General features: G+C 69.8%; 20 protein-coding genes and 1 pseudogene. 10 read left to right on the forward strand and 11 right to left on the reverse strand.

The features are described 5' to 3' along the window. The first annotated feature begins 481 nt into the window (after positions 1–481). Genes ACFYMC_RS28815 through ACFYMC_RS28825 form a run of 3 tightly spaced genes read left to right on the forward strand, consistent with a single transcriptional unit; the run spans position 482 to position 1,331 of the window. Positions 482–748 (forward strand): hypothetical protein, encoded by a 267-nt coding sequence (locus tag ACFYMC_RS28815; protein WP_388530809.1) that lies wholly within the window; start codon positions 482–484, stop codon positions 746–748. Next, positions 745–1,110, forward strand: coding sequence for a hypothetical protein (locus tag ACFYMC_RS28820; RefSeq protein WP_388530811.1), 366 nt, complete (start codon positions 745–747; stop codon positions 1,108–1,110). The genes ACFYMC_RS28815 and ACFYMC_RS28820 overlap by 4 nt, the downstream gene beginning before the upstream one ends. Then, positions 1,107–1,331, forward strand: coding sequence for a hypothetical protein (locus ACFYMC_RS28825; RefSeq protein WP_388530813.1), 225 nt, complete (start codon positions 1,107–1,109; stop codon positions 1,329–1,331). The genes ACFYMC_RS28820 and ACFYMC_RS28825 overlap by 4 nt, the downstream gene beginning before the upstream one ends. 88 nt (positions 1,332–1,419) lie before the next feature. Here ACFYMC_RS28825 and ACFYMC_RS28830 read toward each other — a convergent pair whose 3' ends face one another. After that, on the reverse strand, positions 1,420–1,926 hold the full coding sequence (locus ACFYMC_RS28830) for a DUF1772 domain-containing protein (RefSeq protein WP_388530815.1): 507 nt from the start codon (positions 1,924–1,926) through the stop codon (positions 1,420–1,422). Between the two features lie 132 nt (positions 1,927–2,058). Beyond that, positions 2,059–2,247, reverse strand: a pseudogene (locus ACFYMC_RS28835) (hypothetical protein); the annotation flags it as partial. A gap of 20 nt (positions 2,248–2,267) precedes the next feature. Here ACFYMC_RS28835 and ACFYMC_RS28840 point away from each other — a divergent pair. Continuing rightward, positions 2,268–2,675 carry a LysR substrate-binding domain-containing protein gene (locus ACFYMC_RS28840; protein WP_388530818.1) on the forward strand — a complete coding sequence of 136 codons (408 nt, stop codon included), beginning with the start codon at positions 2,268–2,270 and terminating at the stop codon, positions 2,673–2,675. Between the two features lie 77 nt (positions 2,676–2,752). Here ACFYMC_RS28840 and ACFYMC_RS28845 read toward each other — a convergent pair whose 3' ends face one another. The 8 genes from ACFYMC_RS28845 to ACFYMC_RS28880 all read right to left on the reverse strand — a co-directional run bounded on the left by ACFYMC_RS28845 (position 2,753) and on the right by ACFYMC_RS28880 (position 7,109). Then, a complete protein-coding gene (locus ACFYMC_RS28845) occupies positions 2,753–2,992 on the reverse strand; it encodes a hypothetical protein (protein ID WP_388530821.1) in 240 nt (79 codons plus the stop codon). Positions 2,993–3,068: 76 nt separating this feature from the next. Beyond that, positions 3,069–3,410, reverse strand: a complete 342-nt coding sequence (locus ACFYMC_RS28850; protein ID WP_037920733.1) for a hypothetical protein — start codon at positions 3,408–3,410, stop codon at positions 3,069–3,071. Next, complete coding sequence (locus tag ACFYMC_RS28855) at positions 3,407–3,676, reverse strand: hypothetical protein (protein WP_037920736.1); 270 nt, start codon at positions 3,674–3,676, stop codon at positions 3,407–3,409. Before ACFYMC_RS28855 ends, ACFYMC_RS28850 begins: the two co-directional genes overlap by 4 nt. Positions 3,677–4,174: 498 nt before the next feature. Next, complete coding sequence (locus ACFYMC_RS28860; protein WP_388530825.1) at positions 4,175–5,374, reverse strand: PP2C family protein-serine/threonine phosphatase; 1,200 nt, start codon at positions 5,372–5,374, stop codon at positions 4,175–4,177. Between the two features lie 221 nt (positions 5,375–5,595). Then, a complete protein-coding gene (locus tag ACFYMC_RS28865) occupies positions 5,596–5,868 on the reverse strand; it encodes a hypothetical protein (protein ID WP_388530828.1) in 273 nt (90 codons plus the stop codon). Positions 5,869–5,913: 45 nt separating this feature from the next. Then, on the reverse strand, positions 5,914–6,180 hold the full coding sequence (locus ACFYMC_RS28870) for a hypothetical protein (RefSeq protein WP_388530831.1): 267 nt from the start codon (positions 6,178–6,180) through the stop codon (positions 5,914–5,916). Between the two features lie 112 nt (positions 6,181–6,292). Beyond that, positions 6,293–6,502 (reverse strand): hypothetical protein, encoded by a 210-nt coding sequence (locus tag ACFYMC_RS28875; RefSeq protein ID WP_388530833.1) that lies wholly within the window; start codon positions 6,500–6,502, stop codon positions 6,293–6,295. 4 nt (positions 6,503–6,506) lie between these two features. Then, positions 6,507–7,109 carry a DUF5994 family protein gene (locus ACFYMC_RS28880; protein ID WP_388530836.1) on the reverse strand — a complete coding sequence of 201 codons (603 nt, stop codon included), beginning with the start codon at positions 7,107–7,109 and terminating at the stop codon, positions 6,507–6,509. Positions 7,110–7,416: 307 nt separating this feature from the next. Between ACFYMC_RS28880 and ACFYMC_RS28885 the strand changes: the two genes are divergently transcribed. The 6 genes from ACFYMC_RS28885 to ACFYMC_RS28910 all read left to right on the forward strand — a co-directional run bounded on the left by ACFYMC_RS28885 (position 7,417) and on the right by ACFYMC_RS28910 (position 11,087). Beyond that, positions 7,417–7,908, forward strand: coding sequence for a DUF5994 family protein (locus ACFYMC_RS28885; protein WP_388530839.1), 492 nt, complete (start codon positions 7,417–7,419; stop codon positions 7,906–7,908). Continuing rightward, a complete protein-coding gene (locus tag ACFYMC_RS28890) occupies positions 7,905–8,261 on the forward strand; it encodes a PRC-barrel domain-containing protein (protein WP_388530842.1) in 357 nt (118 codons plus the stop codon). The genes ACFYMC_RS28885 and ACFYMC_RS28890 overlap by 4 nt, the downstream gene beginning before the upstream one ends. A 26-nt stretch (positions 8,262–8,287) precedes the next feature. Continuing rightward, positions 8,288–8,458 (forward strand): hypothetical protein, encoded by a 171-nt coding sequence (locus ACFYMC_RS28895; protein WP_181924584.1) that lies wholly within the window; start codon positions 8,288–8,290, stop codon positions 8,456–8,458. 92 nt (positions 8,459–8,550) lie between these two features. After that, positions 8,551–8,673: a PmrA gene (locus ACFYMC_RS28900; RefSeq protein ID WP_388530845.1), complete on the forward strand. Its 123-nt coding sequence runs from the start codon at positions 8,551–8,553 to the stop codon at positions 8,671–8,673. Between the two features lie 150 nt (positions 8,674–8,823). Beyond that, positions 8,824–10,140, forward strand: a complete 1,317-nt coding sequence (gene nhaA, locus ACFYMC_RS28905; RefSeq protein ID WP_388530848.1) for a Na+/H+ antiporter NhaA — start codon at positions 8,824–8,826, stop codon at positions 10,138–10,140. A 62-nt stretch (positions 10,141–10,202) separates the two neighbouring features. Next, on the forward strand, positions 10,203–11,087 hold the full coding sequence (locus tag ACFYMC_RS28910) for an IS982 family transposase (protein ID WP_388530851.1): 885 nt from the start codon (positions 10,203–10,205) through the stop codon (positions 11,085–11,087). Positions 11,088–11,272: 185 nt separating this feature from the next. Here the strand turns inward: ACFYMC_RS28910 and ACFYMC_RS28915 are convergent, their stop codons facing one another. Continuing rightward, entirely contained in the window at positions 11,273–12,649 is a 1,377-nt protein-coding gene (locus ACFYMC_RS28915) for an IS1380 family transposase (RefSeq protein WP_388530854.1), read from the reverse strand. Positions 12,650–12,817: the final 168 nt, after the last annotated feature.

A 12,817-nucleotide genomic window follows, 5' to 3' on the forward strand; every position in this document is an offset into this window, starting at 1 on the left:
CGCGGCGATCTGGCACAACCACAAGACCAAACAACCGGTCATGCGATCCCTGATCGCCTACGACCACTGATCACATCGGAATGACTCGTCTAGGCAACAAACAAGCCCCAGGTCGCTGACCTGGGGCTTCGTCGTGGGGCGGATGGCGGGAACCGAACCCGCGCCGTAGGCTTGGGAATCACCCGGCATTTGGCCTTGTGCATGGAATCTGAGCTGCGGAAACGTCAACTGATGGACTTGGTCCGGCTGTCTCGGTGAACCCCTTGTTGACCGCTGTTCACCGCCTCTACTGGCACGTTGTGGCACGGCCGCCGGCTTCACGCGCTTCCTGCCGGGCGGGAAGAGGTCCTTGGTGTCGGGCGGCCGTGCTTCACAGATCAGCGGTCGCCCCGTCGTCTTCAGGAGCTGTCGTTCCTCGGCTTGGGTGCATTTCCAGAGGGTCTCATAGCGTCAGGTCAAGGTGACGGTTTATGCTCGGGGTGTGCGAGCGACGAGCGACCCCCTGAACGTAGACGAGAAGACCGAGCTGGACGAGGCCCTCAAGGCCGTCCGGCGGGCCGAGCAGGCCCTGGCGCGGGCGCAGGCTCACCTCAACCACACGGCGGGTCGCATCGGCTCCGCTGACCGCTACGGGCAGAAGGCGGCGGTAGGTCGCCGCGTCGGCTGGTCCCGCCAGCACGTCACCGCCCTCGCCAATGCCTACCGGGCGGGCGCACTGGATCAAGAGGAGAGGGTCGAAGCCGCATGAGCACTGCGCCCCAGCCGTCCGCCATCCCGCAGCCGCCCGCTCAGCCTGAGGCCATCCGCGCGGCCCTCGCCCAGGTCGCCCCGCAGCTGCTCGCCGATTTCGACCGCGACCGCGCGGCCAGCACGGCCCGCGCGCGTGCCGAGGTGTCCGCCGTTCCCCTCCGCACCTTCACCGAGGCGTGGGCTGTCGAGGTCGCCATTGCTCGGTACCCGGAGACCGCTGCCAGGCTTCGCGCGCTGGAGGCCCGTGCCGGAGAGGTCACCGATCTGGCCGAGGCGCGCGACGTCGCCGCCGAGATCAGCCGCATTCGCAATGCCGCCGCCGAGGCAGGTATCCGTACGGCCGGCGAGGCCGCCCGGTGACCGACGACTGTTGGGTGTGGGAGTACGCCTTCCATGCTGAGGATGAGGTCGGCTTCCCGAAGGCTGTGCGCGATGAGGTGAAAGGCGTCGCCGACCAGATCGTGGAACTCGCCAACCTGGGCATTGACCCGGCGGAGCTGGGGGATCCCACCCCCGGCACGGCTCGCCGTCACAGCTCCCTTCCGGCGGATGGTTCGAGACCCAGGCGCTCCCGCGGATGAGGCCACGCCTCCTCGCCGTGGTCCTGGTCGTGCCGCCACTGCACCTGCTTTGAGCGGCGTTCTGCAGGAGGCTTTCGGTCAGAGCGGTTCAGTGGTTCCTCTGTGGTCCGGAGGTGGTCCGCGGCTGTTTCTGGTCAGTCGGCGGTTGCCTTGGGGAGAGGGCGATCAGCAGAGCGAATGCGGCAACGGCGGTGAGCGTGCGCAGGTTGTTGAAGAGTTCCCAGCGCCGCAGGATCTCCGTGTGGTCGACCGGCGCCGATGTATGCGCCCATTCCTTGATCCGACCGTTGATCGGCACATTGCCGAACCGGGTTATCAGGAAGGACGCGAGGGTCAGCAGACCTGCCGTACCCGCGATCAGCCGGGCACGTCCGCGGGTCAGGGCCGCGAGAGCCAGGGAGCTCAGCGTCGACACGGCCATCGCCGCTTGCATGGTGATGCCGTTCATCTTCATCAGCTCGGCGTGGAATGACAGCCGCATGTCGAGCGGTACCGCGTTGAAGGTGGGGACGAGGTTGGCCGCTCCGTAGCCGAACGCGCCGGCGAGGAGGCCGGTGGCGAGTAGGGCGAGTCCCTGAAGGAGTCGGATGCGCATGTTCGTTGGCTCCAGTGGACGGGTGCTGTGTGGCTTGGTCCGGTCGACGGCTCTGAGTGGTCGAGGCGGGGCGGAGCCGGGCCTGCGGTGCGTCACCGGCAGGAGGACGGGCGACGGTCAGGTGTGCCGCCGTCACGCTTCCGCAGCAAGGAAGCGGACGCCCAGTTCGCCGCGGAGGTGCCCTGCGGGGAGCCGTCTGCCGTACGCGACCAGGAGGAGATCCTGTGCGGCGCCGTACAGAGGCGTTCCGGTGCCGAAGGACCAGTCGAGGTCGTCGGCGCGGAGTTCGATGCCGGCCAGGTCGGCTCCGAAGAACTTGAGCCGAGGACACCTCGGAGCGGATGCTCACCGCACTGCACCGAGGGGAACTCGACATCGCCGTGATCGGACTCGCGGACGAGGAGCCCCCGCCAGGCATCTCCATCCAAGTCCTGGTCGACGAACCCCTGGTCGCAGCCGTCACCCCGGACGACCCCGCCCTCATGCCCCCGGACCGCACGAGCATTCCGTTGACCGAGCTCCGCGATCGCCGGCTGATCAGCCTGCCGCGTGGCACAGGTATCCGTGGAGTGCTCGACCGCGCGTGCGTGCAGGCGGGGTTCCGGCCCCGCATCGCCTTCGAGGCGGCCGCTCCGCTGTTCCTTGCACAGCTCGCCGCCCGCGGTCTCGGCGTGGCGGTGGTTCCGGCCCTCCCCGCCGGTGCGGCGTCGGCGATGCCGTTATGGCTGCTTCGGTGCGACCCTTGTTGACCGCTGTTTACCGCCCCTACTGGCACGTTGTGGCACGGCTTCCGCGCCGGCTGGATGCGCGAGGGTGCTGTCGCAGGTCACTGCCAGAACACCTCCTCGACGATGATCTGCGGGTCGGCGGTGCGGCGGGTGAACGTGTAGTGGATCCAGCCCCGGCCGTGATCGAAGTAGCAGACGTACAGTCCGTTCGGCACCGTCGACCGAAGCGGGGCGATACGGCAGCCGGGTGGGAGATCCGGGATGTTGTCGGTACCGCGGAAATAGGGGTCCTCGACGGTGACCAGTTCGGCTCGGATGCCGTCGATCAGGTCGCGCACCGGCTTGGGCAGGGAGTCGCGGGCGGTCCGGGGGTATCGACCCAGTCCATCTGCCAGGGCGGCCCCATGAAGTCGCTCACTGGCCGGGCTCCGCCTTCCCCGCCTCGCGCCGAAGGTGCGCGGCCTGCGTGAGCAGCTGCGTGGCCTCGGCGTTCGTCGACGCGTCGGCTGCCCGGCTTTCCAGGTCATGGATGTGCCGGTCGAGTGAGGGATCGCGGGCGATGGCAAACTCGGCCCACCACTGGGCGAGGAACGCCGGTACCGGGGCGATGTCGTGCGCGTCGCCGATGGCCCACTTCCAGTGGGCGTCGAAGTCGGCGAGGAGCTGCGGTGTGTGCTCGGCGATCGCGGTGCGCAACGCCTTCGTGTTCCGCTCGGGCATGGGCGGGATGCCGGACGGCCTGGGGGCGGTCGTCATGCCGCCACCTCCTCGGTCTCGCTGCCCTGGGCGGCCTGCTTGGCCTTGTAGGCGGCGGCGAGGGTGGACGCGTACTGGGGTGTCCACTCCATGTGCCGGGCGACGGCCGGCGCTCCGCCGCGGCCGAGGTCTACGGCGATACGCCCCGCGGTCTCACGGAAGTGCGCGACGGCATCGTCGGCGGCCTTCTTCGCCCGATCCAGTTCGAGCTTCTGCGCGTCGGTCAGGGCGGCCTGCGGAGCTCGGGCGCGGGGCTTGTCGGTCATGGGAGCAGTGTGGACCCCACGCCGATAAATCGCAAAGGCTACTTGTCATTAAGGGCCTCGTCCGAAAGGAAAGACCTTGAGTCGAGGGCGACGCCAAGTCCAGCGGCTGGTGTGTGGGCGAGTGGGCGACCTGCCGGCCATCCTCTCCGTCGAGGTCGAGCGGCACCTTGAGTGGCTCGCGGAGTAGGGGTGCCGGTGGCACGCGAAGGCACTGTGGGCAGGATGTTCCTGCGAGTTGGGGCACGCGGAGGGCACGGAGACCTCTGAGAGGTCTAGACAACGACGAAGGCCCAGGTCGCTGACCTGGGCCTTCGTTCAAGAGCGGATGACGGGAATCGAACCCGCGCTATAAGCTTGGGAATCACCCGGCACTTGCGCCGTGGAATCGCATCTGACCTGCGGAAACGTTAGCCTGGCGCCGCTTCTTCGCTGTCTCCCCGGGGCCGTTGTTGTCCGCTGCTGACCGCCCCTACTGGCACGTTGTGGCACGGCGGTGGATCAGCCGCGCCACTCGACCAGGACGAGAGTGGCGTCGTCCGAGGTGGCTTCGCCGCGTGCTCGCTTGAGCGTGTGGGACAGGTCCCGTGCCACCGCGCGGACGTCCCGGTCCGTCTTCTCCAGCTGGTTCACCCAGTCGATCAGCTGGTCCTCGCCGAACTGTTCCTGCCCGCTCTCGTGTTCCTCGATCAGGCCGTCGGTGAAGCAGAGGACGCGGTCTCCCGGTTCGAGCATCACACTGCTGACCTGTGGCTGTGCTCCTCCGAAGCCGACGGGGAGGGTGGTGGGGCTGTCCAGGCGGCCCAGGACACGGTGCTCGCGGATCAGGACGGGGGCGGGGTGTCCGGCGTTGACCCACTGGAGACGGCCGGTGGTCGTGTCCAGCCGCATCATCTGGGCGGTGACGAAGTGGTCGGGGGCGAACTGTTCGGCGACGGCCCGGTCCATGAAGAGGTAGATCTCGGAGAGTTCGACGCTGGTGCGGCGGGCGTGCCGGTAGGCGCCGATGGCGACGGTCGCCATGGTCGCGGCGTCCAGGCCGTGGCCCATGGCGTCGATCATGGCGAGGTGGAGGGTGTCGCCGTTGAGGGCGTAGTCGAAGCTGTCGCCGGCCACGTCGTAGGCGGGTTCCAGGACGCCGGCGACGGCGACGCGCGGCATGGTCATGGTCAGCGGCGGCAGGAGCGACCACTGGATCTCCGCAGCGACGTTCATCGGCTCGCTGCGGCGGGTGCGGAAGAGGAGGTCGGTGTGGCCGTTCTTGGTCTGCAGGAGTTCACCGACCAGGCCCGCGATCCGGCGCAGGAGTCGGCGGTCGTCGTCGTCGACCGTGTCCAGGGTGACGGCCAGGACGCCGGCCTGGTCACCGCCGTCGAGCAGCGGTGCGTGGACGCGTACTCCGTCGGCCGTCGCCAGCTCGACCGGGAGCGACGTGAGGAAACACCTGCCGGCGTCCGAGCCGTCGATGGACAGCGGCTCGCCGCCTGTCAGCCCTTCGGAGAGCAGGGGAACGAGCCTCTGCTGCTGATAGTCCTGGAGCAGGATCTGCGGATTCCTGCCGCCCAGCCGGCCCACCGTCTCGGCGACGACCAGCCCGACCCGGTGGGGTGGCAGCTCGTGTGCCCGGTCCAGGATCCCTCCCAGGAGCTCCTCGCCGAAGCTCTCCGAGCGATCGGATTCTCCGAGCGGTCCGACGGTCATCCCGTTGCCTCCAACAGAGCGGCGATGACCTCGCCCGGTCCTGCCGTACGGGGCGGGTGGGGTGCCGCGACCGCACCGCGACCGGTGCCGGAACGGCCCGCGCCAGAGACGTGGCCTCCAGGATGCTTCTCGGCGGCAGGTCACGCCACCCGGCCACCGGGCCACCGTGCGGGGGCACCGGCCGCATGCGGCCGACCCGCCGGGTCCGGAGGTGGACCCGTTCAGTCGCCCTCTTCTTCCTCCGTTTCCATGAGGCGGATGCCCTGGTGGGTGAGCGAGACCATCGCGGGTGTGTTTCCCGGCTCCCAGTCGACCGTGACCAGTCCCTCGCCCGCGAGGTAGGAGCAGGCGGCGGCGAGGTCCTGCTCCGGGATGCGCAGGTCGTGGTTGAGCGCGGCTCCGGTGATGCCGAGCAGGCGGTTGCCTTCGGCGGCCGCGTAGAGCGCTTGGAGGATCTGTCGGCGGTACCGCTGCCGCTCGTGGAGTGTCGCCATGGCCGCGTGGTCCTGTCGTCGTGCGTGGCGGTCGTTCGTGACCGGTCAGGGTTCCTCGGTGTGAGGTCCGGAGCCGGTGGGCTGTCTGCTGGTGGCGAGCCAGGTGCGGGCGGGTGCGGCGGCGGTCTCGGTGTCGACGGTGAGGTGGAGCCGTGTGCCGCCGCCCGGCACGGGGTAGCTGCGCTGCTCCGCGCCGGCGAAGCACCGGCGGATCACCTCGGCGACCGCGCGGGCGGCCTTGGGGGTGGCGGAGACGATACGGATCTCGGCGTGTCCCCCCTGCGGCAGTGGTTCGTTCTCGGTGGGGTCCAAGACGGTGTGCTCCGTTCGGGACAGGAACGAGAGGCCGGCCGGTGGGTTGTCCCGGGTGTCGGGTGCCCCACCCGCGGCCTTCGGTCGGAGGAGTGGTCTGAGGTCAGGCAGGTCAGGGCCAGGTGCCCGTAGGCCGACGATCGGCGATCCGTTCGGGCGGCCTGGGGTTGCCGTGGCCGGGGGGACGGCTGAGGGAGGGGTAGGGGTCGCTGAAGTGGTGGGCCGCTATGCGTGCGTCGTGCTGGGCGTTGAGCCGGTGGATCAGGCGTGTGCCGAGCGCGATCAGAAGTGCGGCTACCACGAGCGTGATCACGGTCTCCATGTCCTCACCTCCCGGTGTGTTCCGGCAGCGGGATCATCCGCGCGCCGACGACGGGGTGCGCCGCCGAGTGCATCACCGGGTGCGGCTGGGGCGCCGGGGCGGCTCCGCCCTCGCTCTCCCAGGCGTCTTCGCCGTTCCGTGCCTCCCGTATACGGCGGCTGGTCGCGGCCTCTCCGGACATCAGCGAGCCCGCGGCGAGGGTGCTGCCGGGGAGTGCGGCGGCGGTCAGCAGCCGGGCCGCTGAGGCGGGTTCGGTCTCGGGCGGAATGACGAGCAGGTCGCAGCGGCCCGTCGTGTAGGACAGCAAGATGATCTTGTCGGGGTCCTGCTCGGTGAACCAGCCCACGTGCAGGAGGTGGCCGGTGACGGCGACCTTGTGCGGGACGACCGGCCAGTGGGCGGGGTTCACCAGGACGCGGGTGATGCGGCCCCAGCGTCCTTCGAGGGCGTCGGCCAGCGCCGGCAGCTCGGCTGCCAGGTCGCGTGAACGGGGCCACCAGGCGCCGTCGAGCCGACCGGCGAGAGTGGTCTTCGGGGTGAGCGACAAGCGGGCCGGAAGTCCTAGGGTGAGGGCGCGGTTCGCTGTCCCGTCGAGGGTGGTGGTCATGACGGACCTGCCCCCGGGCTGCCCGTCGGCAGCCCGGTTTTTCGTGTTCCCCGGAAATGACACCTGCGTGGAAGCTGGTGCTCGAAGTACTTCCGGTACTTCCAGCGTACGTCTGATCAGCCCGTTTTCGGCCTGATACGGGGAGGTACTTTCGGTTCGTGCGGACGAGTGTGCGGCGACAGGCGGACCTGCGGGAGCCGGGGTTACCGTGAGATGACGGCGCAGTCGCCACGTCGGCGGCCTGCCGTAGCCCCGGCCCCGGCCGCGGCGGGCCGCGGTACCTCACCCGTAGACGAGCGGATCCACCATGACCGACTCAGACATCCCGCCCCCGTTGCTCCTGCCGGACGCGATCCACCAGGCGGTACGACCCGGTACGGTGCTGCTCCGGCTGGAGACCACGCACTCGCGGCAGGGTGTCCTCGACGGGGCCTGGTGGCCGCGCACCCGAGACGTGGAGCAGGAGGTCCCCGCGTTGGTGTCCGTCCTGACCGAACACCTCGGCCCCATCACCCGGGTCGGCCTGGACGCCACCGCGTGGGACGGGATTCCGACCCGGGTGACCGTCGACGACCGGGTCGTCCGCATCGACTCCTTCCCCGTCGGCGACGACACCGTCCTGATCACCCGGGGCGACAAGGACCACTTCGCGCTGATGGTGGTGCCGCCGGACACGGAGCCCGATGCGGCCCGCACGGCCATGGCCCGTGCGGTCCGCGCCGACAACATCACGCCGGCCACCGAGCTCCTCGTCGCCCCACTTCCCCCACCGACGACCGAGCAGGGAGGAGAGGCATGATCCAGACGGCGGACATCCGCGAGTGGCGCAACCAGGCGGTGGTGGACCCGGGTGGCCACAAGATCGGTGAACTGGAATCCGTCTACGTCGACACCGGCACCGACGAACCGGCCATGGCCACGGTCCGCGTCGGCCTGCCCACCCGGCACCGCCTGGTGTTCGTCCCCCTGGAGGGGGCGACGGTGGGACCGGGGTACGTGCGGGTCGCCCACGACAGGAAACTGGTGAAACGGAGCCCCTCCATCGGCACCGACGACGTCCTGCCCTTCGAGGACGAGGAAGCCGTCTTCCGCCACTACGGCCTCACCTACGAACCCGGGGCGAACGGCGAACGCCAACTCGCCCGACGCTGAGCACCCGACCGCCGGGAGGCGGCCCCATGACACTCTTCCTCGCCCTGATCATCGTCGCGATCATCCTGGGCCTCATCGGCGCCGTCGCCGACGGACTCCTCTTCCTGCTGTTCATCGGCATCGCGGTACTCGTGGCGGACCTCCTCTACATGGCCCTGCGTACCCGCCGCTCCGCCCGCCACCGCCCGCTCCGGTGATGTGAGGACCCTGCCGCGCCCGTATCGATCCTGTACCGGCTCCGCCGTAGCGCCCCCGACCCACGACGCCGAGGACGGGCCCCTTCACCGCCATGCTGCTCGCGCGCTCCCGGCACGCTTCCGTCCGTTCCCTGGAGCGGTACGTGCGTCCAGGCGTCGACGCGGTGGACCGGCACATCGCCGAGCGCGACCCTGCCGCCCGCCGCCGAAGCTGAAGAGCAGCATCCCCGAGGGTGCTCGTCCCGCCCTGGCAGGTGGGGACCGACAGTGTGTGAAGAACGCGGCAAGAGATGCGGGGTGTGCCGGGAAGCCTGGTCAGCGAACAAGGGCGCGTGTGCCATTTGCCGGTGCCCCGGAGGACCCGTATGCCTGCTGCCCCGCGTGAGCGTTCCGTCTTCCTCGCTCTGCTGCCGTGGCCGGAGCGTGTACGGGTGGCGCGGGCCCTGCGCACCGAGACGGTCGGCGGGCTGGTGCTGCTGGCGGCGGCCGTGGTGGCGCTCGTGTGGGCGAACACCCCCATCAGCGGAACGTACGAGCAGATACGCGACGCCCACTTCGGCATACCCGCGCTCGGCCTGGACCTCTCGGTGGAGCACTGGACCGCCGACGGCCTGCTGGCCGTCTTCTTCCTCGTCGCCGGGATCGAGCTGAAACGCGAGCTGGTGGTGGGCGAGCTGCGCACCCCGGCCACCGCGGCCCTGCCGGTGGTCGCCGCACTGTGCGGCATGGCCGTCCCTGCCGCCCTCTACCTCGCCACCACCGGGCTCGGCGGGGGAAGAGCGCAGGGCTGGGCGGTGCCGATGGCCACGGACATCGCCTTCGCGCTCGCAGTCCTCGCGGTGCTCTCCACCCACCTGCCCTCCGCCCTGAGGGCCTTCCTGCTGACCCTGGCCGTGGTCGACGACCTGGGCGCGATCCTGGTCATCGCCGTCTTCTTCACCGCCGACCTCAACCCGGCCGCGCTCGGCGGTGCGGTGGCCGGGCTGGTCGTCTTCTACCTGCTCCAGCGCTACCGGGTCCGCGGCTGGTGGTGGTACGTGCCCCTCGGCCTGGCGATCTGGGTGCTGATGTACAACGGCGGGGTGCACGCCACCGTGGCCGGCGTGGCGATGGGCCTGATCCTGCGCACCACCCGCGACCAGGGCGAGAAGGCATCGCCCGGAGAGCGGACCGAGCACCTCCTGCGGCCGGTCTCGGCCGGTGTGGCCGTGCCGCTGTTCGCCCTGTTCGCCGCCGGGGTGGCCATCTCGGCCGCTTCACTGGGCGAGGTGTTCACACGCCCGGAGCCGCTGGGCGTGGTCCTCGGCCTGGTCGTGGGCAAGACCGTGGGAATCTTCGCCGGCACCTACCTGGCGGCCCGGTTCACCCGGGCCCGCCTCAACCCGGACCTGGCGTGGGCGGACGTGCTCGCCGTGGCGGTGCTGGCCGGGATCGGCTTCACCGTGGCCCTGCTGATCGGCGAGCTCGCCTTCCCCGACCCGGCCGATGCCGAGCACATCAAGGCCGCCGTCCTGATCGGCTCGCTGATCGCCGCAGCCGTGGCCGCGCTGCTGGTCAAGCGCCGCAACGGGATCTACCGCCGCCTGTGGGAGGCCGAGACTCTCGATGAAGACGCCGATGGCCTTCCGGACATCTACCAGCAGACCGACCGCCGAAACCGCGGCGCTGCCGGCGACAGCTAGATGAATGAGTCCGATGTCCGTGCTGATCGCGACCATGGCGAAGGGCGCCCGTTGGTCAGTGTGTGAAGACAAACCTGGACGCCCTTCTGACGGCACTGTACGTGTTCATCGACGACCATGTAGCCCCTCGTCGCCGGATCGGGCGACCCCCGAAACTGACAGACGCCGAACTGCTGTGCCTGGCCGTCGCCCAGGTCCTGCTCGGTTTCCCCTCGGCCCGGCACTGGATCCGCTTCGCCCACGCCCGCCTCGGCCACCTCTTCCGCTACCTGCCCCAGCAGTCCGCCTACAACAAGCGCCTCAACGCCGCAGGACCACTGATCAGCCACGTCATCGAAGCACTGGCCAGGCAGGTCCCGACCTGGCACGACGACCTGCGGCTGATCGACTCCACCCCGCTGCCCTGCGCGGCCTCCCGCGAGACCGTCAAACGCTCCGACCTCGCAGACCACTGCGGCTACGGCTACTGCCGCAGCCACTCCCGCTTCTTCTGGGGCTTCCGCCTCTACCTGGTCACCACCGCCGAGGGCATGCCCGTCACCTGGTGCCTGGCCAACCCCAAGATCGGCGAACGCGAAGTGATGGCCGCGCTGCTGGAACGCGACCACCACCTCGTCCGGGCCGGGCAGGTGATCCTGGCGGACAAGGGCTTTGCAGGGAAGGAGTTCGAGACCTTCGTCAGCGAGCGCCTCGGAGCCCATCTCGTGCGGCCGGACCGCAAGGACGAACCGGTCCGGCACGGCAAGATCGCCCGGGTCCGGCAGTGGATCGAAGCCGTCATCGACACCCTCAAAGGCCAGCTCAGCCTGGAACAGCACGGCGGCAGAACCCCGGCCGGAGTCTTCGCCCGCACCGGCCAACGACTCCTCGCCCTCGCCGCCAGCCTCTGGCACAACTGGACCACCAACGCCCCAGTCAAACGATCACTGACCGCCTACGACCACTGAAAACATCGGACTCACCCATCTAGCCTCGATCTTGCATGACGGTCCGCCGACGGAGTCGGTGGACCGTTTCGCTTTCGGTGGCTGATGGCGGGCATTCCGAGGGCCCGAGTGTCGCCTCGGGTGGACGTCGGGTTCCACTGCTCCGGGTTGGGTCCTCTTCTCGTAGGGACAGGCGGATCCGCTGGTCAGCCGGGGTTGGGTAGGAGCGCAAGCCGTTCGAGTGCGGCGGTGATCTCGCCGGTCCAGGGCCAGTGGTGGGCGAGGCGGAGGATGCGGCGCCGGCCGGTGGTGACGAGCTGGCCGGCCGCGGAGAACAGGCAGAACCGCAGTCGGCGGGGCTCGAAGAGGCGGGCTTGGCCGGTCAGGGCGAGCATGGGCATCCAGGCCAGCAGGTCGAGGGCGATCTGGACGATCTCCAGCCAGACCTTGTTCTGGGCGGTGTGGTGCAGGGGCAGGTTGCGCAGTCCGGTCGCGCGGGCGGCCCGGATGCGGTCCTCGGCCCGGGCCCGCAGTCGGTGGCGGAGCTCGAGGGCGGCGATCGGCCGGTCGGGAGTGTTGGTGGCGAAGCAGGTGATCCGCATGCCGTCCGCGTCGGTGATCCTCAACTGGGCACCGGGGTGCGGTCGTTCCTTGCGGATGATCAGCCGCATCCCTTTCGGCCAGCCGGTGAGGACATCGCCGGTGAGTTCGGCGACCCAGGCGCCGTTGCGGACCTCGCCGTCCGTTTCGATGGCCGGGGTCCAGGCCGGGGCCGGGATCTTGAGGACGTGGCTGTGGATGGCCTCGGTGATCACCATGCCGACCGAGTAGGACAGCCATCGGCCTCGCTTCGCGAGCCAGGCCACGAAATCGTGGGTGCCGCCGGCGGAATCGCAGCGGATGAGGGTCTGCCGCCCGCGCCGGTACTTCTTCGGCAGCTGGGCCAGGGCGAGGCGGGCGGTGGTGATGTGGTCGGCGGCCGTGTTGGAGCCCGCGTTCCCCGGCCTGAGGAGGGCGGCGACGGGCTCTCCGGTTCCGCCCTGACCGTGGTCGAGGAAGGCCGTCAGGGGGTGATGGCCGTAGGTCTTCTTCCAGGTCGGGGCCGCGCCCTGCTTGTCGGAGTGGGCGATCACGAGGACGCCGTCGAGATCGATGACGACCTGGCCGTCGGCGTCCGGGGCGTTCTTGCCGGCCAACGACCAGGCACGATGGCGGGCTTCGGAGCGTGCGGACCGGATGGCCTGCAGGGCTTTCTCGCCGGAGGCGGCGAGGGTGTCAATCAGGCGGGAGATGGTCGGGTCGGAGGCGACCGGGCCGAAGACGGCCGGCTCACACCGCAGCATCGCGACGTCCGCGAGGCAGTCCCCGCCCAGTGCGACCGCCAGGGCGACGTCCAGGAGTGCCTTGCCGGGATCGTGGACGGCCCGAGGTCTCCGCCACGGAGCCAGAGCCTGGGATATGGCCTGGTCAAGGCCGGTCTTGCGGGCCGTTTCAATGAGCAGGACCGCCCCGGCCTGGGAGACGACCTGGCGGCCGTCGTCCTGGACACGGACGCGGGGGTAGGACCCGATAGAGTGCTTCACCTGGGAAGTGCCTCCGGCGGTGGCAGGAACAAGGACCTCGACAATCCTCATTCTTGCTGGTCAGACATCCCATGGCGCAGGGATGTCAAGCGGAGGTGGCGAGGGTTGCGTGGTGTGACCACGCGGTGGCCTCGTCGTAGGGGGTGCGGGTCTTGAGACACCCGTGGA

Source organism: Streptomyces sp. NPDC006879 (genome assembly GCF_042869595.1).
Classification (GTDB): Bacteria; Actinomycetota; Actinomycetes; order Streptomycetales; family Streptomycetaceae; genus Streptomyces.

Bases quoted from the DNA above. Each gene is read 5' to 3' on its own strand.
- ACFYMC_RS28820 (WP_388530811.1), top strand. From the start codon at position 745: ATGAGCACTGCGCCCCAGCCGTCCGCCATCCCGCAGCCGCCCGCTCAG.
- ACFYMC_RS28830 (WP_388530815.1), bottom strand. From the start codon at position 1,926: ATGCGCATCCGACTCCTTCAGGGACTCGCCCTACTCGCCACCGGCCTC.
- ACFYMC_RS28840 (WP_388530818.1), top strand. From the start codon at position 2,268: ATGCTCACCGCACTGCACCGAGGGGAACTCGACATCGCCGTGATCGGA.
- ACFYMC_RS28850 (WP_037920733.1), bottom strand. From the start codon at position 3,410: ATGACGACCGCCCCCAGGCCGTCCGGCATCCCGCCCATGCCCGAGCGG.
- ACFYMC_RS28855 (WP_037920736.1), bottom strand. From the start codon at position 3,676: ATGACCGACAAGCCCCGCGCCCGAGCTCCGCAGGCCGCCCTGACCGAC.
- ACFYMC_RS28860 (WP_388530825.1), bottom strand. From the start codon at position 5,374: ATGACCGTCGGACCGCTCGGAGAATCCGATCGCTCGGAGAGCTTCGGC.
- ACFYMC_RS28865 (WP_388530828.1), bottom strand. From the start codon at position 5,868: ATGGCGACACTCCACGAGCGGCAGCGGTACCGCCGACAGATCCTCCAA.
- ACFYMC_RS28875 (WP_388530833.1), bottom strand. From the start codon at position 6,502: ATGGAGACCGTGATCACGCTCGTGGTAGCCGCACTTCTGATCGCGCTC.
- ACFYMC_RS28880 (WP_388530836.1), bottom strand. From the start codon at position 7,109: ATGACCACCACCCTCGACGGGACAGCGAACCGCGCCCTCACCCTAGGA.
- ACFYMC_RS28885 (WP_388530839.1), top strand. From the start codon at position 7,417: ATGACCGACTCAGACATCCCGCCCCCGTTGCTCCTGCCGGACGCGATC.
- ACFYMC_RS28890 (WP_388530842.1), top strand. From the start codon at position 7,905: ATGATCCAGACGGCGGACATCCGCGAGTGGCGCAACCAGGCGGTGGTG.
- ACFYMC_RS28895 (WP_181924584.1), top strand. From the start codon at position 8,288: ATGACACTCTTCCTCGCCCTGATCATCGTCGCGATCATCCTGGGCCTC.
- ACFYMC_RS28900 (WP_388530845.1), top strand. From the start codon at position 8,551: ATGCTGCTCGCGCGCTCCCGGCACGCTTCCGTCCGTTCCCTGGAGCGG.
- nhaA (WP_388530848.1), top strand. From the start codon at position 8,824: ATGCCTGCTGCCCCGCGTGAGCGTTCCGTCTTCCTCGCTCTGCTGCCG.